This is a genomic window from Glycomyces rhizosphaerae, from assembly GCF_042647865.1.
Lineage (GTDB): Bacteria > Actinomycetota > Actinomycetes > Mycobacteriales > Micromonosporaceae > Glycomyces > Glycomyces rhizosphaerae.
Genome location: NZ_JBHRWO010000010.1, coordinates 814,738 through 841,600 on the forward strand (window position 1 = coordinate 814,738; position 26,863 = coordinate 841,600).

Sequence of the window (26,863 nt, forward strand, 5' to 3'; positions counted from 1 at the left end):
CCCCATGGCAGTGGACACCATGTCAGCGCCCGCTCCGGCGGTCGTGGACGAGAGGGCCCCGGCCCGCTTCCTGAAGCCCGGCATCGCGTTCACGCTGCTCGGCCTGCTCCTGGTCGTCATCGCGTTCGCGGTGGTCGGCGGCGGGGACACCACCACGATCGCGTTCGACCGGACCCTCACCGACGTCGACTGGGCGCTGCCCACCTCGGTCGTCGTGGCGGGCCTCGGCGCGCTCACTGCCGCGGCGGGCGTCTGGATGCTCGTCGGCCTGCAGAAGCGCCGCCTCAAGCCGGTCTCGGCGATCGCGGTGACCGCGTTCGTGCTGGGCCTGCTGTTCTGGGCGTACTCGCAGCCGGGCACGGTGTTCCGGGCGGAGTCGATCCTCGCCGGTGCGCTGTTCCTCTCGCTCCCTTACCTGTTCGGTGCGCTCTCGGGCGTGGTGTGCGAGCGCTCCGGCGTGATCAACATCGGCATCGAGGGCCAGTTCCTCATGGGCGCCTTCACCGGTGTCCTGGTCGCGAACATCACCGGGAACGTCTACGCCGGCATGGTCGGCGCGATGGTCGCGGGGCTCCTCTCGACGATGCTGCTGGCGCTGCTCGCCACGAAGTACCAGGTCAACCAGGTCGTCGTGGGCGTCATCCTCAACCTGCTGGCGCTGGGCTTCACCAGCTTCATGTACGACCAGTTGAAGAAGGCCGAGGGCCTCAACAGCGCCTTCTCGGTGCCGACCCTGACGTGGGGTCCGCTGGCGGACATCCCGGTGATCGGCCCGGTCCTGTTCAATCAGAAGATCTTCGTCTACATCGGACTCGTTCTGGTGTTCGTGATCTGGTTCCTGCTCTACCGCACCCGCTGGGGTCTGCGGACCCGCGCGGTCGGCGAGCACCCGGCGGCGGCGGACTCCATGGGCGTCAACGTGAACCGCCTGCGGTACTGGAACGTCACGCTCGCGGGCCTCATCTCCGGTTTCGGCGGAGCCTGGTTCACCATCGCGAACTCCCTGGCGTTCAGCAAGAACATGACGGCCGGGCTCGGCTTCGTGGCGCTCGCCGTCATGATCGTGGGCCGCTGGAACCCGCTCGGCGTCCTCGCGGGCGCGCTCATCTTCGGCTTCACCACGCAGGTCGCTCGCGACCTTGACGCCTCGGGCGGCTCGGTGGTGCCCGGCGAGTTCCTGCAGATGCTGCCGTACGCGGTCACGCTCGTGGTCGTCGCCGGCCTCATCGGCAAGGCGAAGGCCCCTGCCGCGGACGGCGTGCCGTACAACCCGGGGGACAAGTAATGCGCGACATCGACTGGGAAGCGTTGCGGAACAAGGCTCGCGAGGCCATGGGCCGCGCTTACGCCCCCTATTCGAACTTCCCGGTCGGTGTCGCCGGACTCGTCGACGACGGCCGGATCGTCTCCGGCTGCAACGTCGAGAACGCCTCTTACGGCCTGACCCTGTGCGCCGAGTGCGGCATGGTCTCCGACCTCGCCGCCACCGGCGGCGGGCGACTGGTCGCCATCGCCTGCGTCGACCGCGCGGGCGAACCCCTCACTCCTTGCGGCCGGTGCCGACAGCTCCTCTACGAGCACGGCGGCGCCGAGTGCCTTGTGGACGCCGCGCCCGAGCCGACCACCGTGGGAGCACTGCTCCCGGGGGCGTTCGGCCCGGAATACCTGTAGGGAGAGGGCGGGCCGAAAGGTTCGCCCTCACTCGTCCGGTTCTCGAATTCCATTGTCTGTGAGGGAAACCCAATGATCACCGCTGTAGACGTCATCCGCACCAAGCGGGACGGCGGCGAACTCTCGACCGCCCAGATCGACTGGGTCATCGACGCCTACACCAAGGGTGTCGTCGCCGACGAGCAGATGTCCGCCCTCGCCATGGCGATCTTCCTCAACGGAGCGAAGCCGCGCGAGATCGCCGACTGGACCGCCGCGATGATCCACTCGGGAATCACCCTCGACCTCTCCGAGGTCGGGAAGCCCTGCGTCGACAAGCACTCCACGGGCGGCGTCGGCGACAAGATCACCCTGCCGCTGGCGCCGCTCGTCGCCGTCTTCGACGTCGCGGTCCCGCAGCTCTCGGGGCGCGGCCTCGGCCACACCGGCGGCACGCTCGACAAGCTCGAGTCGATCCCCGGCTTCCAGGTCGACATGTCCGAATCCCAGGTCATCGACCAGCTCAAGCGCATCGGCGCGGTCATCTGCGCCGCCACCGGCGACCTCGCGCCCGCGGACAAGAAGCTGTACGCCCTGCGCGACATCACCTCCACTGTGGAGGCGATCCCGCTCATCGCCTCCTCCATCATGTGCAAGAAGATCGCCGAGGGCGCCGACGCGATCGTGCTCGACGTCAAGGTCGGCTCGGGCGCGTTCATGAAGGACTTCGAGCAGGCGAGGGAACTCGCCGAGACGATGGTGCGCCTGGGCAGAGACCACGACGTCGACACCCGCGCGCTCCTCACCGACATGTCGATCCCCTTGGGCCGCACCGCGGGCAACGCCCTCGAAGTGCGCGAGTCCATCGAGGTCCTCGCCGGCGGCGGCCCCGAAGACGTCGTGGAGCTCACGGTCGCGCTCGCCAAGGAGATGCTCGCCGCCGCGGGCCGCATGGACGTCGACCCGGCGGCCGCTCTGAAGGACGGCCGCGCGATGGACAAGTGGCGCGAGATGATCGCCTCCCAGGGCGGCGAGGTCGACGCGCCGCTGCCGTCCGGCCTCGAGTCCGAGGAGATCAAGGCCGAAGTCGGCGGCTATGTCTCGGAGATGGACGCCTACGCGGTCGGCGTGGCCGCCTGGCGCCTCGGCGCCGGCCGCGAACGCCAGGGCGAGCCGGTCCAGGCGGGCGCGGGCATCGAGATCCTCAAGACCGTCGGCGAGCGGGTCGAGGCGGGCGAGGCGGTCTTCCGCCTACACACCGACACCCCGGCGCGCTTCCCCGCCGCGATGGAGACCCTTGCGGGCCAGTGGAAGGTCGGAGCGGAGCCCGCCAAGCGCGGCCCGATCATCCTCGACCGCATCGTCTAAACCCAAACGAACCAGGAGGGCGGCACCGCGAATGCGGTGCCGCCCTCCTTCGTCTCTGTCTGTCCGTTCCGGACGATGCCGAGGACCCCATGGCGCAACCGTTTCCGATTACGATTCGTGTTGTCCATGTCGGATTCCAACGAACCCATGAACCCCTGCGCGCGAGAACCGGACAGGAGCCCCATGCCACTCGAATCCCTTCAGCGCGTTAGCGCTCGCGTCGTGGCCGGCGCGGCGATCGGTCTGATGTTCGCCGGTGCGATCGCGGTCCCCGCCGCCGCCGAGGACCCCGACAGCGTCGAATCGCTGGCCCAGTCTCGCCGGTTCGACTACAACGGCGACGGCTTCAACGACCTCGTCTACATCCACAACAACGGCGGCAAGCTGTACCTCCGCGCGGGCGATGGTTCGGGGAACCTCGGCGCACCCCGGTATCTGCTCTCCGGATTCGCCAAGATGGACGTCGTCATGGCCGGGGACGTCACCGGTGACGGGTTCGCCGACCTGGTCGCCCGCGACAACAGGAACGGGAGCATGTACACCTACCCGGGCAATGGGGCGGGCGGGTTCGGCACCCGGTCCAGCGTCGGTCTGGACTTCGGCGGGAAGAGCGTCTTCGCCGTGCTCGACTACGACGGCGACGGGAACCCGGATCTGCTTGCCGTGGGCCAGCGGAGCGGCATTCTGAGCCACTATCCGGGCAACGGCGACGGCACGTTCGGTGCGGGCGTTCAGGTCGCCGAAGGCTTCGGCCACACCGACATGCTCGTCTCCCCCGGGGACGTCAACGGGGACGGCTTGGGTGACTTCCTGGTCCGCCGCGTATCGGACATGTACGTGCTCCATCTCAGCGGCGGCAGAGAGATCGAGTATCGCCATTGGCTGGGCGACCCCAGCATGACCCACAGCCACATGCAGGTCGTGAGCGTCGGCGACCTCGACGGGAACGGCACCTACGACCTGCTCACGACCGATTCGCTGACCGGCGCCCTGTACCGCCAGTCGATCGACTCCACCGGTGAGCTGGGTGGCTTCACGACCTTGAAGGCCTCGGGCTGGAACGCCTACCGCCTGCCCGCGGTGGTCGTCGACCGCACGTACGACTACGACTTGGACAGTTTCAGCGACGCGATCACGGTCCACCGCTCGAACGACACTTCGTTCGACTACAACGGCAATGGGCGCGGCGGATTCGGCCGGACGTCGTATGGAGGCGATTTCGACGACTTGAACCTGATCGAGAACGGCGGGGACTTCACCGGCGGCGACGCCATCCCGGACGTGATCGGCCGCGCCCCCGCGACCGGGTGGCTGTACGTATACCCCAACAACGGCATCAACCATCTCACGCGGGAGCGCATAGGGACCGGCTGGAACGTCATGGACACCATCCTGGGCGGATACGACTACAACTACGACGGCAAACCTGACATCCTCGCCCGCGAAACCGACGGCAGCACGCTGTGGCTCTACCCGGGCTTGGGCAATGGGAGGCTCGGCGCGCGAACCGCCCTCGACGCCGTCGCCATCGCGGAGCTGGGGCGGATCACCTCGGCCGGCGACCTCAACCATGACGGCTACCCCGACCTGCTCGCCGTCCATGACAACGGCTGCCTGCAGCTCGTCCTCGGTCAAGGCGGCGCCGACTACTTCAAGAACGGCACGGAGCTCTCCTGCGACTGGTTCGGGATGGGTTCCGCGGACGCCATGGATTTGATGTTCGACATGGGCGACGCCGACAGCGACGGCCACAACGACTTCATGGCCCGCCGGGAGTCCGACGGCAATGTCTTCTTCTACAAGGGAGACGGCAAGGGCGGGTTCGCCGCGCCCGTGCAAGTCAGCACCGGCTGGCAAGGCTTCCTCGTCGCATAACCGGCTCGCAGCACCACATCCCGACCTGAACAGGAGTTCCATGCCTCCCGAATCCCTCAAGCGCATACGCGCTCGCGTCGTGGCCGGTGCGGCGATCGGCTTGATGATCGCCGGCGCGTTCACGGCCCCCGCCTCCGCCGAAGACCCCGACAGCGTCGAATCGCTGGCCCAGTCCCGCCGGTTCGACTACAACGGTGACGGTTTCAACGACCTCGTCTACGTCCGCAAGGAGGGCGGCAAGCTGTACTTCCGCGCGGGCGACGGCTCCGGGAACTACGGCTCGGCGCAGGCCGTCCTCTCCGGTTTCGGCAAGATGGACGTCGTCATGGCCGGGGACCTGAACAGTGACGGGTTCGCCGATCTGCTCACCCGCGACAACAAGAACGGGAACCTGTACACCTATCCGGGCGACGGCGCGGGCGGGTTCGGCACCCGGATCTACGCCGGGTTCGCCTTCTACCACGTGAGCGTCTTCACAGTGCTCGACTACGACGGCGACGGGAACCCGGACCTGCTGTCCGCAGACGGCGGAAAGTGGTCCGGCGGCACGCTGATCCACTATCCGGGCAAGGGCGACGGCACATTCGACACGGGTGTGCAGATCGCCGACGATCTCGGCCTGGTCGACATGCTCGTCTCCCCTGGGGACGTCGACCGTGACGGCTTCGGCGACTTCCTGGTCCGAATCGGACCGACCCAGGAATACCGGCTTCATCTGAGCCACAATGAAGAACGGGTGGAGCTCGGCCAGTGGCTGGGCGACCCGACGCAGAGCCGGCACTACCGCCAGGTCGTGAGCGCCGGCGACGTCGATGGCAACGGCTCATTCGACCTGCTCACCACCGATGCGCTGACCGGCGCACTGTATCGGCAGTCGTTCGACGATTCCGGTTCGGTGGGAGGCTTCACGACCGTGAAGACCTCGGGCTGGAACGCGTACCGCCTGCCCGCGGTGGTCCCCGAGCGCACGTACGACTACGACATGGACGGGGACTCAGACGGGGTCGCAGTCCGCCGCTCGAACGACACCTCCTTCATGTACAGCTCGTTCTTCGACAGGCAGCCGTGGGGTTCGGCGTTCGACGACCTGGACTTGGTCGAGAACGCCGGGGACTTCACCGGGGACAGCCGCCCGGACCTGATCGGCCGCGTCCCCTCGACCGGAGCGCTCTACCTGTACTCCGGCAATGGTGTCGACTACGAACCGCGGGTGCGCATCGGGACCGGCTGGAACGCCATGGACGCCATCCTTGGCGGATACGACTACAACTACGACGGCAAGACCGACATCCTCGCCCGCGAAAAGGGCGGCGGCACCCTGTGGCTCTATCCAGGCTTGGGCGAGGGGAAGATCGGCGCGCGAAGTGCCCTCGACACCGTCGACATCGCGGGTCTGGGGCGGTTCTCCTCGATCGGCGACTTCAACCATGACGGCGTCGCCGACCTGCTCGCCGTCAATGCGAACGACTGCCTGGTATTCGTCGCCGGCCAGGGAGGCGCCGACTACTTCAAGAAGGGCGTGGAGCTCACCTGCGATTGGTCCTCCAACTGGAACGCCCTCGCCGATTCAGGCGACGTCGACGATGACGGGCACCTTGACTTCGTCGCACGCGACCCGTCCGACGGCAAGCTCTTCTCGTTCCGCGGTGACGGCAAGGGCGGGGTGGATTTCTGGGCGCAACTGAGCACGGGCTGGCAAGGGTTCCTCATCGCCTGACCGAGCTTGAGACACATCAGGGCGGCACCGCGAACAGCGGTGCCGCCCTTGGCATGTCCCCGGCTACCAGGACTGCCGTCGAACCTCCGCGTCAGCGACCTTGAGCAGTGCCCGGGTCCGATATGAGCCGGGCGCCATCGAAAGGGCCAACCGCTCGGCACGCGCTGGCGCGGACTTGCAGAACTCTTCGACGAGCGCGCTCTGCGTCCGCAGCAGCTCCCACTTATCGCCGATCATCGCAGCGAACTGCTCTGCTCGGCGGGGATCGGCGGCCGCCATGGCTATTGCGGCGCTGCCGAGGTCCGCGTCGCGACCGCTCCACTGGTCGGGCAGTGACTCGGCGATCCGCTCAGCTCTCTTGGGCGCGATCGCGGCCCAGCCGATCATGACTTCGGCCAGCAGCGATGTCCGCCGGTCGGCGTCGTCGTCGCCGCTCGCCGAAGCGCAGGCTTCAGCGCGGGTGAGCAGCTTGGAGACTCGCAGTGGCGCGGTACCGATCTCGATATAGGCGCTGGCGATGTCGTGCAGCAGGGAGCCCTTGAGACAGCCGTCGTCCATCGAGTCGGCCGTTCGCTCCGCCAGCACGAGCAGTTCCTCGGCCTGGTTCGGATCTTGCGCGATGAAAGCCTCGCTTGCCGCGCAGAGTGCGGAGATCCGGGCGTAGTCGCCACGGTCGTTGTCCGGAATGCGGCGGGCGAGTGCCGCCGCTTGTTCGGGATCGTCCGCCACGATCTTGCGCACGATCGTTTCCAGAGCATTGGCGCGTTGAAACTCGTCATCGATTTCGAACGCGAGCTCCGCAGATCGGCCCGGCGCTGTTTCGGCCATGGTCTCGGCGGCACTCGCAATGACCAAGTTCTTATGCGGTGAATCCGGCAGTGGCGCCACGAGCCGCATCGCCCGATCGGGATCGACCTTCGCGACTCCCTCAAATACGTCGGTCATCAGACTCGCTGTTCCGTCGCCGGTGTCGAGTGTGTCGATGAGCATCCCGATCCGATCCGGGAATGCCGATGCGAACACCGCAGCGACCCTCGAGATCGCGATCGACCGGAGGACGCCGGTCGCAGGCATCGACTTGAGCAGCCGGATCGCGTGTTCGGGGTCGAACGCGGCGAAGGCCTCGGCGAGGCCAATGAGCTCATTGGACTGCTCGGATTCGTCAAAGATCGACAGGACCAGTCGTTCTGCCGCCGTGGCGATGTCCCCGGCCGAGGCCGCATCGACCGCGGCGGCCTTCTTCGCGACCCTGATCAAGCTCCGGCGCATCCGGTCTTCGTCGGGATCGAGCCGCAGGAGGCGCCCAGCTGCCGCTGGGGCGGAGGCGACCAGCTGTTCGGCGGCGTACGACAGCTGCCGCCATTCGTCGTCCGGCACTCCTCGGTCGACGGCCCGCTCCGCACTGTTGATCAGGTGTTCGGCGTTCGCCGGTGAGAGCCCGGGCGATGTCTGGAGCAGCTCAATCAGAGTGTCGAAGAACTCGGTCCATTCCGATGGGGAGTGGCAGCGTCGCTCGGCGATTTCGAGGAGGCGGTGGCCTGTCGACGGATCGGCCGCGAGCATCGCCATAGCGCCCCTGGTGATGTCCGCGATCGGCAGCCGTTCGAAATCGGACTGGAAGAGAAAGTGACCTTCTAGAATGAAGAAAGCCCGTGCGACCTCGGGGTTGAACCTCGCCAGTCGCAGAGCGACGCCGGCCTGGATCGGGGCCCTCACCACCCGATCCTGCTCCTGCTGCAGGTAGGAGCTCAACTCTTCGACAAGGTCGCCCCAGGCCCTCGGGTCGGTTTGGGTGATTCTGTTCGCGAGACGGGCCAATGCCGCATCGGCCTCCGGAGGCTCCGGCAGGTCAACGTAGGACCGGATCTCCAAGAGCCGCACGGCCATCTGTGCCGCCTGCTCGCTTCCCCACGGCGTGAAGTAGGAGATCGCCTCCTGCAGTACCTGCTGTGCCAGTGCCTGATCGGATTCGGGCAGTGCCGCGGCGATGGCGAGGTTGGCACCGGTGCGCTCCAAGCTTCCCAACTCGAATTCTTCGGTGAACTCGATCGCCTGGGCGGGGTCGCGCTTTGCGAGTCCGGCGGCCAGGGCCTCGAGGACCACCTGTTGTTCGGGACCCTTGGCGAGCCGCTTCAGCACTGCCTTGGGCCACCGCACATCGATCTGGGCCGCCTCTTCCACGACTTCGCTCAAGAGCTCGCTCCTCTCCTGGTCCGAGACGTCGGACCGCCTGGAGGTCGCCGCTTCGTTGAGCAGCTTCCAGAGGAGCGTCCGGGGTTCGGGCAGTATCAATCCGGAAGGCGCGGCTTCCGCTTGGTCGACGTCAGGTGCGTCAGCGGGCCGGTCGGCGACCGGTTCCTCTGGTGCCTTCGCGGGGGAGGGGCGATGTTGCCTGCGGGCGAGGGCGATCGAGCCCTCGCCGTCGAAGTAGAACTGGGGGCTGGCGTTGCCCGGCAGGCTCAGTTCGGTTTCCAGGTAGTCGTACAGGCCCTGGGCGGTCAGTTGGCCGTCCGCTGCACCGAACCGGAGACCGGTGACCAATGCGTTCGTGAAGGGGCTCGTGCCGCCCGGTCCGATTGCGTCGAGAGCGAGTTCGTTCGCGCTGGCACTGGTGATGACGCATCGGCCGCTGCCGGTCGCTTTGACCTTCAGCTCGCCGCCTCGGAATGCGCCGCTGTGGCAGCAGTCGAGGACCGTGACTATCGAGTCCGCCGGTGATTCCTTGATGAGGGCGTCGATGTGCTCCTTGTACTGAAGCGCGGTCACCGGCAATGCACTGAGCAGAGTATCGCTGGTGCACAGGTGAAGTCGTCCCATGAGGTCGAGCTTGCCGTGGCCGCTGTAGTAGAGGAGCAACACGTCGCTGGGCTCGACATCCGTGATGAGGAAGCGGTACAGCTCTTCGCGAAGTCCTTGGAGGGGTCGGTCGATCTCCATGCTGATGTCTTCTGCGGCGAACATGCCCGACTCGGGGTCGGCCAGCGCCTCACTGAGGGCGTCCACATCTGCGCGAGGCCCCTGCAGCCTTGGGAGTCCCTGCGGGTCTCGCCTGAAGACGGCATTGCCGATGAGGAGCGCGCGGTATCGGCGTTCGGGCATCAGGGGCCTTCGATCATTCGGCCGATCGATTCGCTCAGGGTGTTGAGCGACTGCTGGTCGACGTTCTCACCTGTCAGGGTGAATCGCCGTTCCTTGCCGTCCTCGTCGGTCCAGGTGGCCGTGATCGAGCGGGTCTTGTCGCGTCCGAGCCAGGCTCGGAAGACTTGCACGGCGGAGACGAGGGCACCCGAAGTGCCGAGCGCCAGAATGATCTCTGCAATGCCGCCCTTCGTGCCGGGCGCGGGCGTGGTTTGCGTTGTGACAGCGCCGGTCTCGCGCTGCAGTTCAGAGTGGAGGGCGGCGGTCTCGCGTCGCCACTGGGGGCTGTCGGGGGCGTATTTGGCGGTCTCCGTGGAGATCACGACGTCGACGGTCGAGGACATGTCCACCTCTCAGACGAGTGTCGCTCAATGATATTTGCCGGACGCTCAGCGTGAAGGCCCGCAATCGTGGGGCGCGAGGAGGATCGATCGCGGCAGCGAGGGGTCGCCCTCCGCGTCAGTTGCGACGGTTTCGGTATCGATCACCGGTCCATTGAAACCGCAACGGGTCTCGCCGTGGCTGTCCGTGCCGTTCTGCTCGGAGGGCGACGGCAGGGGACTGGTCATCGAATAGCGGCGATGGTGCGGCGCTGGCGGTAGGCCTTCTGGCGGCATGCGGGGCCGCAGAAGCGGGGTGGGCGGCCGGGGCCGGTGCGGGCGAGCGGGGATCCGCAGACGCCGCAGGCGGCCGACTCGTCGTTACGCTTTCCTGTCGCTGATGGGTTTTCGTCACGGATCTTTCGGGCTTTGTCGGTATCCGTAACGGCGCCGCCGTTCGGTCGCAGCGCGTCGATCACCAGGGCGCTCATGGGTGCCAGCGTCCGCGGGTCCTGTTGCAGCCGTTGGATGGCGACGCAGCCGGTGAAGATCGCCTTGACGCCTTCGACGTCGAGGTCTGCCCGTACCTCGCCGCGTTCCTGGGCGGAACTGAGCAGGGCTTCCAAGGCTTCGGCGAACCGGCGGCCCGTGGAGAGCAGAACGGAACGCGGCCAGCCGTCCTCGGATTCCAGCAGGTCGCACATGTCCTGGTTGCCGGGGGTGGAGGTGACGACCTCGGTCACGAAGTCGAAGAAGGCCGCGCCCGGGTCGCTCGAAGCCGCGTACTCGACGGCCAGACGTGTCAGCCGCTCGACCCGTTGCGCCATCACCGCTTCGAGCAGGACGTCCTTGGTCGGGAAGTGCCGGTAGACCGTGCCCGCGCCGACGCCCGCCCGGCGGGCGATCTCGCCCAACGACACGCCCGTGCCCTCCTTGGCGAACGCCGCCTGGGCGGCGGCCAGGACCTTCGCCCGGTTCCGGCGCGCGTCCGCCCGCGACAACTCGCCGCCGACCTGGGGCATCGGCTGAGAACCACCTTGCGTTGCGGCCGTTCGGGACGGGGCATCGGTGCGCTGCATGTTACGAATCCTCGATTCCGGTCCTGGACGGCCGCGCGACCCCGTTCCTATCGTGGCCAAGCGGGTGGCTCAACCCGATTCTATCGGCCCGCACCCAACCGAACCACCACCGAAGGACGACATGACCCGTCACGACAGCACCGCACCCAACGGCACCATCCTGGTCACCGGCGCCACCGGCAAACAGGGCGCCGCCGCCGCCCGACACCTGCTCCACCACGGCCGGACCGTGCGCGCACTGGTCCGCGACACCGATTCCGAAGCCGCCCGGGCACTGGCCGAGGCCGGCGCCGGCCTCGTCCGCGGTGACTTCGACGATCCCGAGACCATCACGGCCGCAGTGAAAGACGTGCACGGCGTCTTCCTCGTCCCGCCAGCCAGCTACGGCGCGAACGGCTGGGACCTCGAACTCGAGTTCACTCGAGGCGCCGCCCTCGTCGACGCCTCGACCGCGGCCGGCGTCCGGCACGTCGTCTTCACCTCGATCGCGTCCATGCCCGGCCACATCTTCAGAGGCGAAGAAGGCAAGCGCCGCATCGAAAAGCGCATTGAAGCCAGCGGCATGGACTGGACCCACCTCCGCCCGGTCCGCTTCATGGAGAACTACCTGCTCCGCGACTCGCCGATCGACGGCATCCACGGCGGCCTCCACCGCCACCTCTTCCACCCGCAGCATCCGATGCAGGTCATCGCCGTCGACGACATCGGCGCGTTCGCCGCGCTGGCCTTCGCCGACCGCGACCGCTTCCACGGCCTGACACTCGAACTGGCAGGAGATGAACTGACACCTACGGCAGCGGCGGCGGCCATCACCGGCGCCACGAACCGTACCGTCCACTACGAGCAGGTCCCGCAAGACGAGGCGGACGCCCTCGGACCGGAGATCAGCGCGATCCGGGAAGTCCTGAACGGCGACCGATCGTGGGCCGCCGACCTTCCCGCGCTCCGCGAAATCCACCCCCGACTGCGGACCTTCGACACCTGGCTGAAGGACGGCGGCGCCGACCAGATCGCCTCGCTCCCAACCGATTAGCGACGAATCGCAGCCCTACCCGGGGCGGGATCGGCGGCCTGACCAGCGACGCTCCCGGTCGGACCGCCGATCCGAGACCTAGCCGCCGAAAGTGGAGATTTGTTTCACCAGAGGACTTCTCAACGAAAGATTTCTCCGATATGGTTTCGTGACACGGCTTGAATGTCGCGTACATCACCCCTCGGTGCGACGCTCCTGGAAGGGACCCAAGTACATGACCGACCAAGCAATGCCCGGAACCCGCTCACGACGCTGGCTCCTGCGCCGCGCGATCATGGCCGCCGGAGGCATCGGCGCCGCCACCGCCGCCACCGCCACCACCGTCTTCGCCATGGGATCGGCCAACGCCGCCACGGCCATCGACATGGAACTCGTGCTCGTCGCCGCCATGGTCGACCCGCCCAAAACCGGCACCGGCACCACCCTCACCGCCGGACCCCACGTCAAGATCGTGGAACAGGCGCTCGACGCCAAGAACTTCCTCGCCGCATCCTCAGTGGACGGCCACTACGGCACCACCACCATCAGCGCCTACTCCGCGTACCAGAAATCCCTCGGCTACACCGGACTTGACGCCAACGGCATCCCCGGACCCACCTCGCTCACGAAGCTCGGCACCGACACCGGTCTGTTCACCGTCACCCGCCCCGTCAGCGTCGGCTCCTCCACCGATTCCTACGGCGGCAAGCGGGTCAACACCCGCACCAGGAACATGCTCGCCGCCGCCGACGGCAAACTCTCCTGGAGCCTCACCCTCAGCCAGGGCTCGTACACCATCGGCAATCCGGACTCCGCCGGCACGCATGACGGCGGCGGCGTAGTCGACATCGCCGTCAACTCCATGACGACCACGCAGCGCTGGCAGACTGTGAAGGCCCTGCGCGACGTCGGCTTCGCGGCCTGGCTGCGCACCCCCGAGCAGGGCTTCAGCTACCACATCCACGCGAACGCCGTGGGCGACACGGACATGGCCGGAGTCGCGCAAGCCCAGGTGCACGACTACTTCTACGGCAAGAACGGCCTCGCGAGCCACGCCGCCGACAACACCCCGGCGGCCTACAAGGGCACCTTCACCTGGTGGGAGAAGTACAAGCGCGGCTAGCGCCCCCGCCACCGAAGCCGAGCCGGCCTGTCCTCCCCCCGGGGACCGGCCGGCTCTCCCCGTCTTCGAGCCCGATCGAAAATGTCGTACCCCGGTGCCACCCTGGTATCGGGGGCCCGAAGCATCGACACGCCCGACCCCCGGACCGCCGGGGGATGGCCCGTATCACCGCAAACTGAGGGAATGGTCCCGACCGGTCGCTCGTTGTGACCAGGCATGAGCACCATCGGATTCATCGGCAGTGGCAATATCGGCGGCACGATCGCGCGCCTCGCGGTGGCGGCAGGGCATGAGGTCGTCCTCAGCAACCGGCGCGGGCCCGACTCGCTCGCCGACCTCGTCGCCGAACTCGGGCCGAAGGCCCGCGCCGCGACGCCCGCCGAGGCCGCCGCCGCCGGCGACTTCGTCATCGTGACCGTGCCGCTCCACGCCTACAAGACCGTCCCGGTCGAGGAGCTGCGCGGCAAGGTCGTCGTCGACACCAACAACTACTACCCGCAGCGCGATGAGCAGATCGCCGAGCTCGACGACGAGTCCACCACCACGAGCGAACTCCTGCAGGCCCACCTCCCGGAGTCGTCGGTCGTCAAGGGCTTCAACAACATCTACTTCAAGCACATTGTCGAGCTGGCCCGCCCGAGCGGCGACGCCGGACGCTCGGTCCTCGCGATCGCCGGTGACGACGAGGCAGCGAAGCAGACCGTCGCGATCTTCCTCGACTCGATCGGTTGGGACGCCTACGATGTCGGCCCGCTAGCCGAAGGCTGGCGCTTCCAGCGGGACACCCCGGCCTACGCGGTGCCGTACTTCTCGGACCCGAATGCCGGCTTCAACTCCCCGGGCGGCCAGGTCACCGCAGCCGACATCGAACCGCTGCTCAAGGCGGCCAAGCGCTACCGCGACATGTAATACCGCGCAACGAGATCCGACAGGGCCGACGCTACAAGCGTCGGCCCTGTCGCGTGTCAGGAGCGGCGTCAGCGCGACGACAGGCCCGCGACAGGGCACCCGACGAAGCTTTCCCACATGAACACGACGCAGAACCCCTTGGCCGCTGGGAAAGCCGCCCACTCGAACCGCCGCCCCAACCGATTCGCCGAACTGCTTCTCGCCGAGAAGCACTCGATCCCGCTGTCCATCGCCCTCCACCTCGTCCCCGGCGCCCTGATCGTCGCCGTGTACGCGTTCGTCGCCGCGCCCCTGGTCCGTGCGATCGAATACCCGCCGTTCCTCGCCTGGGCCATCGCCCTGTGCGTGATCTTGTTCCCGATCCAGTTCGGGCTGCTCTGGCTGGGCAAGTACCGCACCGGGAAATACTCGCTGCGCGGTGCCCTGAGCTACATGGACCGGCCCGTCACCCGCGGCAAGGTCACCGGGATGATCATCTTCTGTCTCCTGTGGATGTTCATCGTGTCGCTCGCGCTGCTGCCCGTCCTGGACACGCCCATCTACAACGCGTTCTTCACCTGGGTCCAGTACGAAGGCGCCGACCCCTCGGGCGTTGGCTACCTCGACGGCTACTCCCAGCAGATGCTGCTCACGACCCTCCTGATCTGCGGGCCGTTCACCGGCTTCATCCTGCCGCTCATCGAGGAGTACTACTTCCGCGGCTTCCTGCTGCCCCGCTTGCCGCAGTTGGGCAACTGGGCGCCGATCTTCAACATGTTCCTGTTCTCGGTCTACCACTTCTGGGCGCCCTGGACGGTCGTGTCGAAGCTGATCTTCCTCTTCCCCGGCATCTGGCTCGCCTACAAGAAGCAGGACATCCGCATCTCGATCGGCATGCACCCAGGTTCGGCGGCCCTGGCCACGGTCATCGGCATCATCGCCATCTCCCTCGGCTACACCTCGCTGTAACAACTTCTGAGTAACCAACGGGCGCCGTCCACATGGACGGCGCCCCTTGGTGTTCTGGAGTCTGAGTTGTCAGCCTGCGGCGCTGATCAGGGCCGTGAAGTCCTTGGGGGACAGGTCGAACACCGGGGATGCGGTGTCGAGCTTCGAGTCCCGCAGGTGGAAGCCATCGTCGTCGGAGCAGAAGGCGACCTCGACGCAGTTGGTGTTGTTCCCCCCACCACTGCGGGCACTCTTGCGCCAGGCACGGCGAATCTCAACGCAGTCAGAGTTGTTGCCGCCAGCGCTGCGGGTGCTCTTACGCCAAACGGTCACGCCTGTCGTCATCGTGGTAGACCTCGATCCGGATCGCCTTTTTCCAAAGGGCCTTGCGGAACTCATCGTAACGCGCGATACGGAGCGAGTCGTCGATCACCCAGCTCGAGTCGATGGTCTCGGTGTATGCGATCGAGGGGCCGGCGAGATCGCTTTCGCCTTCCATATAGATGCTGAAGTTGCTTCGCTGAGCAGGCACAGGACCTCGGAGGACGCGGATGAAGACCCCCGGCCTGCGCGCCCATCGGCGCAGGTGGGCCATCTGATCCTGGTAGAGCTCCTCGGAAATCGCCCGGAGCTGGAGGAGCGCGGTCTCGCCGATGAGGAACTGCATCACCGGTCGGTCGGTACGAGCTTCGATGGTTTGCTGGCGCTCATCCTTGAATTTCCAACCGCCATCGAGGAAGTGCTCGGTGGCGAGTGGCTCGGACAGCCGCACAACGATGTAGTGGTACTCCTGCAGTTGGAGTGGTCCGGGAATCATGGAAGCGTCGAATTTGAAGAAGAACCCGTAGTGAGCCTCGGCCAGGGCGATGAACAACGTGTTGAATCGAGTATCGGCTTCGATGGCGTGCCCCTTCCTGCGTGCGACGGCGACGTTCACCATGTACTCGGCAATCTCATCGCTGATGCCGCAGGCCTTCGCCAGCGCCTTGATGCTTGCGGGAGTCGGGCAGCTTCGACCGGCCTCGTAAGCCCGGTAGGTGTCGGTCGCGATGTGCACTTCCTCCGCGATTTCCCGCTGAGTCAAATCCTGCCTGATGCGACCCTTCCTCATCATCATCTGGATGAACCAGGCACCGAGTTCGGTCCTCGCCATACGTGCCCCCCACGTTTCGCGATCCTGCAAACGAACTCTCACTATCGCACAGTCCACAACGATCCGACATGTGTGAGAATCGCGGTGTGGGAGAACGACCGTGCAATTTGCCCTGCTGGAAGTCTACGGCTCGATTCTCACGGTCTTGTTGTGGCGCAGCGATTTTCATCTTGTGACCTGCGAAAACATCGCCTAGATTCATGGGTGTCGTGTTCCAGAAGAGCTGGGCCGCGATCGAAGTGGCAGCCTCGGGCCGCAGGGCGTCTCCCGCTCGCGGCGGCCCCGGGCGTCACTTCTGTCGGAAATCCGATACCCGAAAGTGGAGGAGAGGCGATGAGCAGTCCGAATCAACCGGGCGCGAATGATCCTGCGGCCCTTGTGCGTGGGTCGTTCCGCGATGACTACCGCACCTACAAAGTCCGCGTCTCAAGCGCCGATGCGCCGGACTCGTTCCAGGTGCTCACCGGGGACCGTGAAGACATCGTGCTGATTGTCTCCGGGCTCAATTCCCAGGAGCTGAAGGCAACTTGGGGTCCGTTCTGGCGGTCCTTCAAACCCAACTGGAAGATCTGGGTCGAGGAGTCGGCCTTCCGGGTCTTCCATCGCGCCCAGACGCCGGTCGGCTCGACCCCGCCCTCGGTGAGGTTCTGCAATGGCTAAGACGGCTACCCCGGCCGGCCCCGCTGAACCTCCAGCCAACCGTCGCCATGGCCTGCGTTCCGACGGCAGCTCCAGCACTCACGGCTACTTGGGTGACTTCGCCAGGGGCCCAGCGCTGTTCACGGTCTACAAGATCCCGCCGGACCAGGGCTGCTACCCGAACTTGCCCGGCTTCTACCTGATCGACGTGGATGACGGCGTGGGCGCCCGCGAGTGCTGCCGCTTCACCGAGGGGCCCGACGACGTCCCGGAGTGGAACGGCTCCTGGCGCGGCGACCCGTGGTGCCCGGCGATCCTAAAGCAGGCCAAGGCCCTGATCGCCAAGGCTGCCAGCAAATAACAGCCGCCTAAGGGCTGCGGCACAAGTACCGCTCCGCGATCCGGTCAACCTGCCCCAGGAGGATCGTGGAGCTCCGAAGGGCCGGTCGAGGTCAGGTGGGACCTCGACCGGCCTCTAAGTTATCCAGTGGAACTCGCTTCCTTGTCCTCGTCGCCGTGGCTGACCTGGCTGGTAGACGGCACTTGCGGTACGGCGTCGTCTGGGACCAGTTGCCAGCGGGCGGCGTCATCGAGGGTCGGCACCATCGTCCAGCCCTCCAGTAGCTCCCCGGGCTCGCTCCACATCCGGAAGGTGGCTTTGTAGAACCCGGTCGAGGCGTCGAACACCGTGTCCGAGAAGAACACCAGTCCTTCGAATCGGGCATTCTCGAAATCGGCGAACTTCCGGAAGCGGGCGGACGAGAATGCGGTGACTTTGCCGAAAATCGAACTGGTGAAACTCGCATTGCGGTTGAAGATGGCGCCGGAGAATTCGGCGTGGCTCTCGAATCGCGTGTTGCGGAATGCGACTCCTTTGATGAACGCCGCGTACTCGAAGCTCGCGAAAGCCTTGAAAACCGTGGTGGTGAAGTCCAGCCCCATGGCGAACGAAGTGTGCTCGAAGTTCGCAACTTGGTTGAAGGTCACTGCAGCCAGGCTCGCGCCGTCTCCGAAGTTCGCCCGTGCGAAGTCGGCGTTACCCTGGAAGATCGATTCGTCGAAGGTCACCGGACCTTCGAACGAAGTCTCCTTGAACGATGCGGGACCGGAGAAGGTCGCGCTGTGGAAGTCCGCCGCATTCAGGCGGCAAGCGCTGAAGTCGATGCCGTCCAGGAAGGCGTTCCTGAGATTGAGGCGGGCATGTGACCAGTACCTGCGGGAGGCGGTTGCGGTGTTCAAGTGGCGTTGAAGGATCTCCTGCGCGATGAGCCGCACTTCGCGCTCCGCGCGATTCGCCTGAACTTCGGAGATGGCGATGCCTCGGTCCGCGCTGTCTTCGTCTCTCGCCGCAGGTTGTATCGGGAGATAAGGCAAACGGAGGTACGAGCAGATCTCGTCGAGCACGATCTGCCGGAGCTCGTCGTGCTGCTCGCCCAGTCGCTCGAGATTGTGCAGTCCGCCGATGCGGACCGTGGCGTTCTCCGATCCGAGCTGGGCGACCGCCTGGATGCGCAGCTCGGTGATGCGCTGCTGCGTCGAGTGGTACTCCTCGTGCTGCTGCCTGCGGAAGCTCAGGATCAGTGCCGCAGCGCCGCCGAGTCCGGCTGCGACCGTGAGGGTGTTGCGGATCGTGTCGAGCCGCATCTTGGTGATCTCGAGTTCGGCCTGGGGGTCGCCCGGGATGCGTGCCGCGTCGATCTGATTTGCCTGCAAGGAGTAGTACCACCATCCGCCAAGGACGATCGAGGCGAATACGAAGTACAGCAACGAAGTCCGAATCGGGCGCGGCCTCCAGGGCGCGCGGGGTTGGGCATCCAGCGAGCGGTGTCGGCGGGAAGCGGGGTAGCCGGTCATGCGTCGCCAGCGGGACCGGAACCCGATGAGGGCGTTCAGCCTGGCGAGGGGTCGCGGGAGGGGGAGGCGCATGTATCCAGGTTATGGAAGATCTGCTCCTCTTAGAAGCCGCTCGACCCACCTTGCGGTGGCGGATCCGCCGCCCGCGGTCATCGGGTCCAGGTATTCGGCTGGCGCGCCTGCACGTCTCGTAGCCATGCCGGACGCGGGGGCTCATCGACGGGATCGATGCCCCATTCGCTCATGGGGCCGTATTCCTCATCGATTTCGAGCGTGGAACTTTCGGGATCATCGGCGAACCGTTCCAGATCCTCGGCGTAGCGGACCAGCAGTGCTGTCCACGACGGGGCCAGGACGTCCCACTGGCCGCATTCGAGGTCGACCCGAACCACTTGTCCGGGAGTGCCTCCCTCCGGCGGGTCAAGGTCGATGATCCAGGTGACATCGCCGTTCATGTCGCCCACGACCACCCTGTTCTTGAGGCTCGAGGTCGGTCGCACCGGCCCGCTCACGTGGATCATGCCCTCATCGATCAGGCAGGCCATGACGGGAGGATTGTCGATGTCCGGGTCTTCTTCGGAGTCCCATGCCCGCGTCAGCTTGACGATTTCGCCTGTGCTGAACAGGCATTCGAGTGGCACCGGAGTGGGGTTGCCGTAATTCGATCCGTTGTGGATGCGGAGACTGGCCCGGAAATCCGGCGGCAGGCTCACCCCCAACGCCGCCTCGATCGCATCGATCTCCGACGCCTCGGCCGGCCCCGCGAGCAGCGGCAGGGAATCGGGCAGGACACGGCTCAAGGCCGCTTCGACTCGGATCCAGGCGCTCTCGATGTCTTCAGGGGAGCGATCCTCGGTTTCGGTCATGCTGCGGATCATAGAACTGGTTTCAAGTTCTTCGGCGAACGTTATGCAGACGGTTTGCTGCCGGGTCGTTCGTTGAGCGACCATCGGCGGAGGGGTTCGTGGGCTGCGAGTCGAGGGTCGTTCCCGATTGCGGCCTGGGCGAACTCTCGGCGAAGGTCCCTGAGGTGGCCGGTGAGCACGCTGTGCTTGCAGACAGCCTCTGGGCGTGCAGTGATGTGCGGGGGCAGCGAATCCTCGATCTCGATCTGGGTCGCTTCGGGCCAGGGCACCCGGAAGAGCCGGACCGGGTCGCGGCTGGCATCGAAGACGATGTACTCAGCGGCGGATGCCGGGTAAAACTCGAGGACTCCCGTTCGGTGTCCCTCCAGTGCTTCAAGCGCTTCATCCATGCTCTCGAAGAGGTCGACGATGTCCGTGTAGTCCAGGGTCGGTTCGCGATCGGTGTACCCGAGGAGGCGGGCCATGGTGTATCGCGTCTCCAGGAGCCGGGCAGCGCATACCAGGGTGGAGAACTCGTAGGGACCGTCGATCTCGATCGATTCGAGGAGTTCCCCGTAGAGTTCATCGATCTCAGCCTGGGGCTTCGGTTCGTGGGTGGTCCACTCGATCCTGAACATGCCTCCTCCTAGTCGACAACAGATGCTGCACTGCCGCAGGCCATCATGTCAAACGCTATCCGCACCGTGCAAGTCGTCTCCAGCAGATGAGTGCGGCGGCGAGTTCGGTGAAGCCTTCATGCATGAACAGGTGCCGGTCCCAGCGGATGACAAGGCGTTTGAACTGGTGAAAGTGGGCGACGGTCTGCTCGACGACCACCGGATGGTCCCGAGACCGATAATCTTCTTGCGGCCGCGCTGCGGGATGATCGTCTCGATCCGCTTGGAGCGCAGCCAGTCGCGGAATGCTCGGGAGTCGTAGCCGCCGTCGGCCAGGATGGCATCGGGTCTGCGACGCGGGCGGCCGACCCGTCCGGCTACGGGCGGGATCGCTTCGACCAGGTCATGGGCGGCCTTGATGTCGGGCACATTCCCTGCGGTGGTGATGATCGCAAGTGGGATGCCGGCCGAGTCGCAAGCGATGTGGTGCTTCGTGCCGGCGCGGCCACGATCTACCGGCGATGGCCCGGTGCCCTCGCCCCCAGCCCTGATGTGGGAGCCGTCGAGGCAGATCGCCGACCAGTCGAACTCATTGAGTGCGTGCAGCTCGGAGAGCAGCAGACGGTGAAGGCGGTCTTCGCCGAACGACTCGCGCGCGCCCTGCGCACCCCCGCGTTCGCCGGCGATTGGATGCTGGGCGCCCTCACGCCCTACCGCATCCTCGGTGACCTCGACCGCGCCGCCTGCCTTGCGCTGCACAACAGCATCCTCGAGACCCTCGTCGTCCGCCAGCTCCTGCTCGACCAATCCGCCATCACCGACGGCCCGGCTGGCACGAGATCGACTGGGCGCACGTCGAGCGCATGCGCGACGAGTTCCCGGCGATCACCGTCGAACGCCTCCAGATCGACGCGGTCGACCCCGTCGAGGCCAACTTCCAGACAGTGCTCGACTACCTCGCCTGAAGCCGCGACCTCCAGCCGGTCTCCCTGGCCATCACCGCCATCGCGCCCGTCCTCGTCTCCGCCCTGAAATGGTCGGCCCTGCGCGTTCTCGGCGTCGTCGCCGCGCTCGGCCTCACCGGTCTGCCCGTCAACTGACCCTGGCGCACCGCGAGCGGTTCATGCGAGGGCGTGAACCGCTCGCGGACAGGGCCGGCAGCAGCGAGAGAGCGGTGTGGCTTCGCCAGCGTGAGTTGGCCCCGAATTCGAGAGTGAAGTGGCCCTGGATAGGCGCGGTTCTCAATCTCGGGTCTGAAGGAGATGTGGCTCCACTCGGAAGCGGTCTGCCTTGAGCGGGTGGATTTGTTGCCCGCATCGTTTGAGAGATGAAGCTGAGCGGCCGCTCGGTCTCACTGTGTTCCTGAGTGGTTCCAGGTGTCGCCTGCAGGCCGCTTTTCAACGACAGGGATGCTCCTGCCGCTCGCGTTCACCAGGTTGGCGATCTTCCGCGGACTGGTCTTGCCCGTGTTCACCGACCATGATCGGAGACGTCGCTTCACCTTTGAGCCGACGGGAGGATTCCTGGTGGGGTGGATCGGGTGATAGAGCCCGTAGTTGTCGTATGGGAAGCCTTCCCTGGTGTCGACGGCGACCATGGTCGATCGCTTCCCGCCGGTCTGGCTGTGCCAGATCACGACGCCCTTGACGTCCTCCCACTTCACGAACACTCGACCCCACCCGAGTGCGGGCCGCAGCGTGATGCCCTCTTCGCTGGTCTCGACCGCGGGAATCCTCAGAATGACCTGGAAGTTCATGACGATTGCGGAGGTGCCGAGGAGCCACCCCATGATCGGCGCGACGTCGGGCTTGTCGAAGTCCCGGAACACCGTGCTGAAGAAGACCGCCAGGAACATCAGCGAGCACACGATGACGAACGGGCCGGGGTTGAAGTGGACGCGTCTGTAGCGTGTGGCCTTGTCAGCAGTCACTGAAGGCGTCTTGAATGGTGTGGGGCATGCCGTGATCCTAACCGGGCAGCCAGGTTTGGTGGGAGCGTCGACGTGCCCGTCCGGCGCGGTCGCTGCGGTCTGATTCGCGTGTGTTCTGGCCCCAGCCGGAACCGTTTTCAAGCAGCGGGTTCAAGCCCGTTCTGGACCCTCGCCCTCATCTGCTGGCGACGCCTCACCCAAGCAACTTGAAACGAGCTCTTTGAACGTATTTCCAGTTGTCAGTCGTGGATGAGGTGTTGTTCCAGTAGCTCGTCGCTGACCGCATACCCGTGGCGCCGGTAGAGGGGATCGCTGCGTTCCGATGGCCAGACGATCATGGTGCATAGCGGTACCTTCCTGGCGTGGTCGTTGACCGCTTCCAGCAGACTGGCGCCAACGCCTCGACCGCGATGCTGTTGTACGACAAAGAAGTTGGTGAGGTATCCGATCGGTGCATCGATACCGGTGGGTGACGGCATCCGCTCGACGACCGAAACGAAGACATGACCGATGATTTGGTCGGCCGTCTCGGCGACCCACGCCTTCCAGGTGCCGGCAAGCCGGGTGCGCAGCCATGCCTCGCAGTTGGAGAGGAACGCCTGCTGCGCTCCGACCTCCGGTGCCACCGGCTCCTCTTCGAGTTTGAATTCCCACCGCAGCCGAGCCAGTTCGGCCGCATCAGCGCCGGTAGCCGGGCGAATCGTGATCACGGGTGTCGTGTCCTCCATCGCCTGAATGTAGCAATCGGAGGTGGGTCGGGCCAGGGAATTCCCGCTTGGAATCGTGTTAGCAGGTCCGAATGACGTTGCGCGCCAAGCGCCTCCAGCAGATCAGCGATGCCGCGAGCTTGATGAAGTCCTCATGCAGGTCCAGACAACGTTCCCATCGGAGAGCGAGGCGCTTGAACTGGTGGAGGTGGGCAATGGCTTGTTCGACCACCCACCGGATGGTGCCAAAACCGATGATCTTCTTGCGACTCCGTTGCGGGAGATGATCGGCTCGATCCGTTTGGGACGCAGCCAATCGCGGAAGGCGGCCGAGTCGTAGCCGCCGTCCGCCAGGATCGTGTCGGGCCTGCGGCGCGGGCGGCCGGTACGCCCCGCTACCGGCGGGATCGCCTCGACCAGGTCGGGCGCGGCCTTGATGTCGGGCACATTGCCCGCGGTCGTGATGATCGCGAGCGGGATGCCCGAGGAGTTACAGGCGATGTGGTGCTTTGAGCCGGGCCGACCGCGGTCTACCGGCGACCGACCGGTCCCGTCGCCTTTTTAGGCCGCACATGGGAGCCGTCCAGAGAGACCGCGGACCAATCGATCGCGCCGAGTGCATGCAACTCGGACAGCAGCAGTCGATGGAGGCGGTCCCAGACCCCGGCCTCACACCACCGCCGGAAACGCCGCCAGCAGGTAATGCCGGAGCCGAACCCGAGCTCGTTTGGCAGATGCTGCCAGTTGATGCCCGTGTAGAGCACGAATAGGATGCCTTGCGGGCACTTCCGGTCGTCCAGCGGAACCGGCCCGCGCTTACCAGGCCGGTGAACCGGCAGCGGCGCCGATACTCGGAACCAGAGTTCCTCATCAATCTCCCAGGGCTTCGCCATGCCTGTTCAACGAGCAAACCTGAGACTCCGATCCACACAACCAGTGCGCCCATGAGCAAACTTGAAATCAGCTCTTAGGGCTCGTGCGTAGAGGCCTTTGCGGCGGTGAGCAATTCGTCCACGACCTTCTTCGCCGCAGCCGGGGCGCCTTCGCCCGGGCGCCAGGTGCAGGCGATGGTCATTGCGGCGACTCGGCCTGTGGCGAGGATGCGCTGGGCGGCATCGCGGATCTGGTCCGGGGTGGGGCCGGGGGTGACCGGGTATCGCAGGCCCGGAACCAGATCGGCGTCGAGTACGTCGAGGTCGATGTGGAGGTAGACGGGTCCGTCTGGGGCGGTCGCGGCTTCGACCGGGAAGCGCTTGACTGCACTGTGGGACAGGTATTCGGCTTCCGGAGCATCGAGGTCGCGGGCGTCGACCAGGACCACCCGATCGGGCGGAATCGGGGTCAGGCCAGTGGTTTCGGCGACCGTGAGGTCGCCTTCGCCAAGGAGCATGCGCACGATCATGCCGCCGGGGTAACCGGAAGCGCTGCTCGCGGGCGTGTGGAGGTCGCCGTGGGCGTCGAACCACACGACCGAGGGCTCGACCCCGAGCCGCTGGAGCCCGGCGACGACGCCGAGGGCGACCGAGCAGTCGGCGGTGACCACGACGGGGTGCTTCGCGGTGGCGACCGCGTCGCCGACCAGGTCGTACAGGCCGGCGACCCGGGGCCAGAGGCTTTCGCCGTGCAGCTCTTTGGTGACGACGCGATCTGCGGCGACCGGGAACTCGTCTTCGGGCAGGCGTTCGTCGAGGTGATAGGGCACCAAGAGCACAGTCATCGCGGGGCCTCCGGATTGCGATCGCGGGGGTGGGCGTGGTCTGAGCCATTATTACCGGAAAACCAGCGGATTGATCAAGGGCGATGCGACCGATCGCATCGACTTGCGTCGATCAGTGGGCACCGCCGAGCTCGATGAGGAGGACGCCCGCCGCGATGAGGGCCATGCCCGCGCCCATGACCGGGGTCAGCGGCTCTCTGAACAGGACGCGGCTGCCGATCGCGGTGAGGGCCACGCCGGTCGCGGCCCAGATACCGACCGGTTGGTTGGTTTGGCGGCGATCTGTGAGCGGGGTCTCGGCGGGGCGCGACTGAGCCCTGGCAGTCGAAGCCGGTTCGCCTGCCAGGGCTCGGGTTTGCGCGGGTCAGCTCGCGTCCGGGTTGTAGCGGGTGTAGCAGGTGAAATCGTGGTCGCCGACGGCGTAGGCCTTCGCCCACGCCCCGCCGTCCTGGACGTCGCGGCTCTGCACATTCGCGATGCTCGCGGTGGCGCTGTGCCTGCTGCTCGGATGGAAGTAGTCCGAGAAGCAGCTCTTCAAGCCCGTCGCCGAGTCGGTTCCCATGCCGTAGCACCAGGTGCCGCCGCCGACCTCCTCGCAGCCGTTCTCGGTGATCTCCTTGACGATCACGCGGTCGTGCGCCCCGGCTGGGCCGCACTCGATCGCGGCCTGCGCGGCGCCGGCACCGCCGAACAGCAGCGCGGCCGTCATCGCAGCGGCCGCGGTCGTTTGTTTGACGCGCTTCATCGAACGTTCCCCCTGATGGTCGTTTCGGCGGTGCGGAATCGGACTCCCACACCGGCCTGAACTCGGGAGGCCGCCGTGCGGTTCCCGGACTCATGACATCACTGGTGCCGTTGCGACTCAGGCGTTTCCGCATCCCTGTCCGGTATCTGACAGACCGGGACGGCACGCCGAAGGGGCCGAAGCCTTTCGGCTCCGGCCCCTGTCGTCTTCTTTGGGGATTAACCCAGGAAGGCGGTGTTCAGCAGCAGGTTCGGGCTGCCGTTGACGTCGCTCACGGCGTCCGGAAGGGCGCCTTCGGTGAGGGCGGTGGCGACCTCATCGGGGGTGGCGCCGGGGTTGGCCTCGAGGAACAGCGCGGCAACGCCCGCGACGTGCGGGGTGGCCATCGAGGTGCCCGAGATGGTGTTCTCGGCGTCGTCGCCGTCGATCCACGCGGAGGTGATGTCCACGCCCGGGGCGAGGATGTCGACGCACTCGCCGAAGTTCGAGAACGAGGCGGCCGCGTCGAGCTCATCGGTGGCGCCCACGGTGATCGCGGTCGGCTCCGAGCCCGGGGACACGTTGCACGCGTCCTGGCCCTCGTTGCCCGCGGCGATCGCGAAGGTCACGCCCGACTCGACCGCACCGGCGATCGCGTCGTTGAGGGCCTGGCTGAACGAACCGCCGAGGCTCATGTTGGCGACGGCCGACTCGCCGGCGTTCTCGGCGACCCAGTCGATGCCGCCGATGATCGCGGCGTACGAGCCGGAGCCCTCGCAGTCGAGGACGCGGACCGGACGGATCGTGACGTCCTTGGCGAGGCCGTACGTCGAGCCGCCGATGGTGCCGGCGACGTGGGTGCCGTGGCCGTGGCAGTCGCTCGGGTCCGCGTCGTCGTCGATGAAGTCGTAGCCTTCACCGATGCGGCCCTCGAACTCCTGGTGGGTGACGTTCACGCCCGTGTCGAGCACGAACGCCTCGACGCCCGTGCCGGACTGGGTGTACTCGTAGGACGCGTCGAGCGGCAGCGCGTCCTGGTCGACGCGGTCGAGGCCCCACGACGGCGGGTCGGCCTGCACCTCGGAGGCGTGCGCGTACTGGTTCTGCTCGACGTAGGCGACCGCGTCGTCGGAGGCGAGCTCGATGGCCTCGGACTCGCTCATCTCCGCGACGTAGCCGTCGACGATGCCGAGGGTGTCCTCGACGTCGACGCTCACACCGAGGTCGTCGGCGAGGGCGTTCAGGCCGTCGGTGGCGCCTGCGGCCTGGTCTTCGAGGACGACGATGTACTCGCCGGCGATCGCGTCGGGGGAGTCGGCGCCGATGATGAGGTCACTGGCGGCGGGTGCCGGGGTCTCTTCAGCGTTGGCGAATGTGGAGGCCGCGACGAGCGAGCCTCCGGCGGCCGCGCCCGCGATGGCGATCGCGGCTGCGGCTCGAATGCGCCGTTTCGTTCCTGCCGTTGACAAGACGGAACTCCTTCGGTTGTCGGGGTGTCCGCCTGCTTGGCGGCGTCCGCCCCGGGGGGAGGGTGGTGGGGGACCGGCGGCGGGGGCCCG

The 26,863-nt window shown here is 66.4% G+C and carries 25 protein-coding genes and 3 pseudogenes; 11 read left to right on the plus strand and 17 right to left on the minus strand.

Features of this window, described 5'->3' with window-relative positions:
• Nucleotides 1–4: 4 nt before the first annotated feature.
• The 5 genes from ACFO8M_RS13575 (at nucleotide 5) to ACFO8M_RS13595 (ending at nucleotide 6,610) form a co-directional block, all read left to right on the plus strand.
• A complete protein-coding gene (locus ACFO8M_RS13575) occupies nucleotides 5–1,285 on the plus strand; it encodes an ABC transporter permease (RefSeq protein ID WP_387975980.1) in 1,281 nt (426 codons plus the stop codon).
• Entirely contained in the window at nucleotides 1,285–1,671 is a 387-nt protein-coding gene (locus tag ACFO8M_RS13580; RefSeq protein WP_387975983.1) for a cytidine deaminase, read from the plus strand. The genes ACFO8M_RS13575 and ACFO8M_RS13580 overlap by 1 nt, the downstream gene beginning before the upstream one ends.
• 72 nt (nucleotides 1,672–1,743) lie before the next feature.
• On the plus strand, nucleotides 1,744–3,018 hold the full coding sequence (locus tag ACFO8M_RS13585) for a thymidine phosphorylase (protein ID WP_387975986.1): 1,275 nt from the start codon (nucleotides 1,744–1,746) through the stop codon (nucleotides 3,016–3,018).
• 183 nt (nucleotides 3,019–3,201) lie between these two features.
• Nucleotides 3,202–4,893, plus strand: a complete 1,692-nt coding sequence (locus ACFO8M_RS13590; protein ID WP_387975989.1) for an FG-GAP repeat domain-containing protein — start codon at nucleotides 3,202–3,204, stop codon at nucleotides 4,891–4,893.
• A 40-nt stretch (nucleotides 4,894–4,933) separates the two neighbouring features.
• On the plus strand, nucleotides 4,934–6,610 hold the full coding sequence (locus tag ACFO8M_RS13595; protein ID WP_387975991.1) for an FG-GAP repeat domain-containing protein: 1,677 nt from the start codon (nucleotides 4,934–4,936) through the stop codon (nucleotides 6,608–6,610).
• 63 nt (nucleotides 6,611–6,673) lie between these two features.
• On the opposite strand, the gene ACFO8M_RS13600 is transcribed toward ACFO8M_RS13595, so the two are convergent.
• The 4 genes and pseudogenes from ACFO8M_RS13600 to ACFO8M_RS13615 form a co-directional block, all read right to left on the minus strand.
• Nucleotides 6,674–8,803 (minus strand): hypothetical protein, encoded by a 2,130-nt coding sequence (locus ACFO8M_RS13600; RefSeq protein ID WP_387976403.1) that lies wholly within the window; start codon nucleotides 8,801–8,803, stop codon nucleotides 6,674–6,676.
• A gap of 279 nt (nucleotides 8,804–9,082) precedes the next feature.
• Nucleotides 9,083–9,709: pseudogene (locus tag ACFO8M_RS13605) on the minus strand (caspase family protein); the annotation flags it as partial.
• Nucleotides 9,709–10,092, minus strand: a complete 384-nt coding sequence (locus tag ACFO8M_RS13610; protein WP_387975993.1) for an effector-associated constant component EACC1 — start codon at nucleotides 10,090–10,092, stop codon at nucleotides 9,709–9,711. The gene ACFO8M_RS13610 and the pseudogene ACFO8M_RS13605, both read right to left, overlap by 1 nt.
• Nucleotides 10,093–10,313: 221 nt before the next feature.
• Nucleotides 10,314–11,147: a TetR/AcrR family transcriptional regulator gene (locus tag ACFO8M_RS13615; RefSeq protein WP_387975995.1), complete on the minus strand. Its 834-nt coding sequence runs from the start codon at nucleotides 11,145–11,147 to the stop codon at nucleotides 10,314–10,316.
• Nucleotides 11,148–11,268: 121 nt separating this feature from the next.
• Between ACFO8M_RS13615 and ACFO8M_RS13620 the strand changes: the two genes are divergently transcribed.
• From ACFO8M_RS13620 to ACFO8M_RS13635, 4 genes are all read left to right on the plus strand, one after another.
• Nucleotides 11,269–12,180: an NmrA family NAD(P)-binding protein gene (locus tag ACFO8M_RS13620; RefSeq protein WP_387975998.1), complete on the plus strand. Its 912-nt coding sequence runs from the start codon at nucleotides 11,269–11,271 to the stop codon at nucleotides 12,178–12,180.
• Nucleotides 12,181–12,394: 214 nt separating this feature from the next.
• Complete coding sequence (locus ACFO8M_RS13625; RefSeq protein ID WP_387976000.1) at nucleotides 12,395–13,282, plus strand: peptidoglycan-binding domain-containing protein; 888 nt, start codon at nucleotides 12,395–12,397, stop codon at nucleotides 13,280–13,282.
• 216 nt (nucleotides 13,283–13,498) lie between these two features.
• Entirely contained in the window at nucleotides 13,499–14,191 is a 693-nt protein-coding gene (locus ACFO8M_RS13630; RefSeq protein ID WP_387976003.1) for an NADPH-dependent F420 reductase, read from the plus strand.
• 117 nt (nucleotides 14,192–14,308) lie between these two features.
• The gene (locus tag ACFO8M_RS13635; RefSeq protein WP_387976006.1) at nucleotides 14,309–15,139 is read left to right on the plus strand and encodes a CPBP family glutamic-type intramembrane protease; all 831 of its coding nucleotides are present in this window, start codon (nucleotides 14,309–14,311) and stop codon (nucleotides 15,137–15,139) included.
• Between the two features lie 69 nt (nucleotides 15,140–15,208).
• Here the strand turns inward: ACFO8M_RS13635 and ACFO8M_RS13640 are convergent, their stop codons facing one another.
• Together ACFO8M_RS13640 and ACFO8M_RS13645 are read right to left on the minus strand one after the other, a co-directional pair.
• Nucleotides 15,209–15,463 (minus strand): DUF397 domain-containing protein, encoded by a 255-nt coding sequence (locus ACFO8M_RS13640; RefSeq protein ID WP_387976009.1) that lies wholly within the window; start codon nucleotides 15,461–15,463, stop codon nucleotides 15,209–15,211.
• Nucleotides 15,435–16,271, minus strand: a complete 837-nt coding sequence (locus tag ACFO8M_RS13645) for a Scr1 family TA system antitoxin-like transcriptional regulator (protein ID WP_387976012.1) — start codon at nucleotides 16,269–16,271, stop codon at nucleotides 15,435–15,437. Before ACFO8M_RS13645 ends, ACFO8M_RS13640 begins: the two co-directional genes overlap by 29 nt.
• Before the next feature lie 333 nt (nucleotides 16,272–16,604).
• On the opposite strand from ACFO8M_RS13645, the gene ACFO8M_RS13650 reads away from it, so the two are divergent.
• Together ACFO8M_RS13650 and ACFO8M_RS13655 are read left to right on the plus strand one after the other, a co-directional pair.
• Complete coding sequence (locus ACFO8M_RS13650; protein WP_387976015.1) at nucleotides 16,605–16,931, plus strand: hypothetical protein; 327 nt, start codon at nucleotides 16,605–16,607, stop codon at nucleotides 16,929–16,931.
• 88 nt (nucleotides 16,932–17,019) lie between these two features.
• Nucleotides 17,020–17,271, plus strand: coding sequence for a hypothetical protein (locus tag ACFO8M_RS13655; RefSeq protein ID WP_387976017.1), 252 nt, complete (start codon nucleotides 17,020–17,022; stop codon nucleotides 17,269–17,271).
• A 119-nt stretch (nucleotides 17,272–17,390) separates the two neighbouring features.
• On the opposite strand, the gene ACFO8M_RS13660 is transcribed toward ACFO8M_RS13655, so the two are convergent.
• The 11 genes and pseudogenes from ACFO8M_RS13660 to ACFO8M_RS13710 form a co-directional block, all read right to left on the minus strand.
• Entirely contained in the window at nucleotides 17,391–18,764 is a 1,374-nt protein-coding gene (locus ACFO8M_RS13660; RefSeq protein WP_387976020.1) for a pentapeptide repeat-containing protein, read from the minus strand.
• A 149-nt stretch (nucleotides 18,765–18,913) separates the two neighbouring features.
• Entirely contained in the window at nucleotides 18,914–19,630 is a 717-nt protein-coding gene (locus tag ACFO8M_RS13665; protein WP_387976023.1) for an SMI1/KNR4 family protein, read from the minus strand.
• A gap of 41 nt (nucleotides 19,631–19,671) precedes the next feature.
• Nucleotides 19,672–20,247: a hypothetical protein gene (locus ACFO8M_RS13670; RefSeq protein ID WP_387976026.1), complete on the minus strand. Its 576-nt coding sequence runs from the start codon at nucleotides 20,245–20,247 to the stop codon at nucleotides 19,672–19,674.
• A gap of 48 nt (nucleotides 20,248–20,295) precedes the next feature.
• On the minus strand, nucleotides 20,296–21,033 hold the full coding sequence (locus ACFO8M_RS13675; protein WP_387976029.1) for a transposase: 738 nt from the start codon (nucleotides 21,031–21,033) through the stop codon (nucleotides 20,296–20,298).
• 544 nt (nucleotides 21,034–21,577) lie between these two features.
• On the minus strand, nucleotides 21,578–22,156 hold the full coding sequence (locus tag ACFO8M_RS13680) for a hypothetical protein (protein WP_387976032.1): 579 nt from the start codon (nucleotides 22,154–22,156) through the stop codon (nucleotides 21,578–21,580).
• Between the two features lie 239 nt (nucleotides 22,157–22,395).
• Nucleotides 22,396–22,884: a GNAT family N-acetyltransferase gene (locus tag ACFO8M_RS13685; RefSeq protein ID WP_387976035.1), complete on the minus strand. Its 489-nt coding sequence runs from the start codon at nucleotides 22,882–22,884 to the stop codon at nucleotides 22,396–22,398.
• Between the two features lie 58 nt (nucleotides 22,885–22,942).
• Nucleotides 22,943–23,756: pseudogene (locus tag ACFO8M_RS13690) on the minus strand (IS5 family transposase).
• A gap of 74 nt (nucleotides 23,757–23,830) precedes the next feature.
• Complete coding sequence (locus tag ACFO8M_RS13695; RefSeq protein WP_387976037.1) at nucleotides 23,831–24,580, minus strand: arginase family protein; 750 nt, start codon at nucleotides 24,578–24,580, stop codon at nucleotides 23,831–23,833.
• Nucleotides 24,581–24,692: 112 nt separating this feature from the next.
• Nucleotides 24,693–24,836 (minus strand): annotated as a pseudogene (locus tag ACFO8M_RS13700) (QacE family quaternary ammonium compound efflux SMR transporter); the annotation flags it as partial.
• A gap of 108 nt (nucleotides 24,837–24,944) precedes the next feature.
• Nucleotides 24,945–25,325 (minus strand): lactococcin 972 family bacteriocin, encoded by a 381-nt coding sequence (locus ACFO8M_RS13705; RefSeq protein WP_387976040.1) that lies wholly within the window; start codon nucleotides 25,323–25,325, stop codon nucleotides 24,945–24,947.
• 218 nt (nucleotides 25,326–25,543) lie between these two features.
• Nucleotides 25,544–26,773, minus strand: a complete 1,230-nt coding sequence (locus ACFO8M_RS13710; RefSeq protein ID WP_387976042.1) for a S8 family peptidase — start codon at nucleotides 26,771–26,773, stop codon at nucleotides 25,544–25,546.
• Nucleotides 26,774–26,863 lie beyond the last annotated feature (90 nt).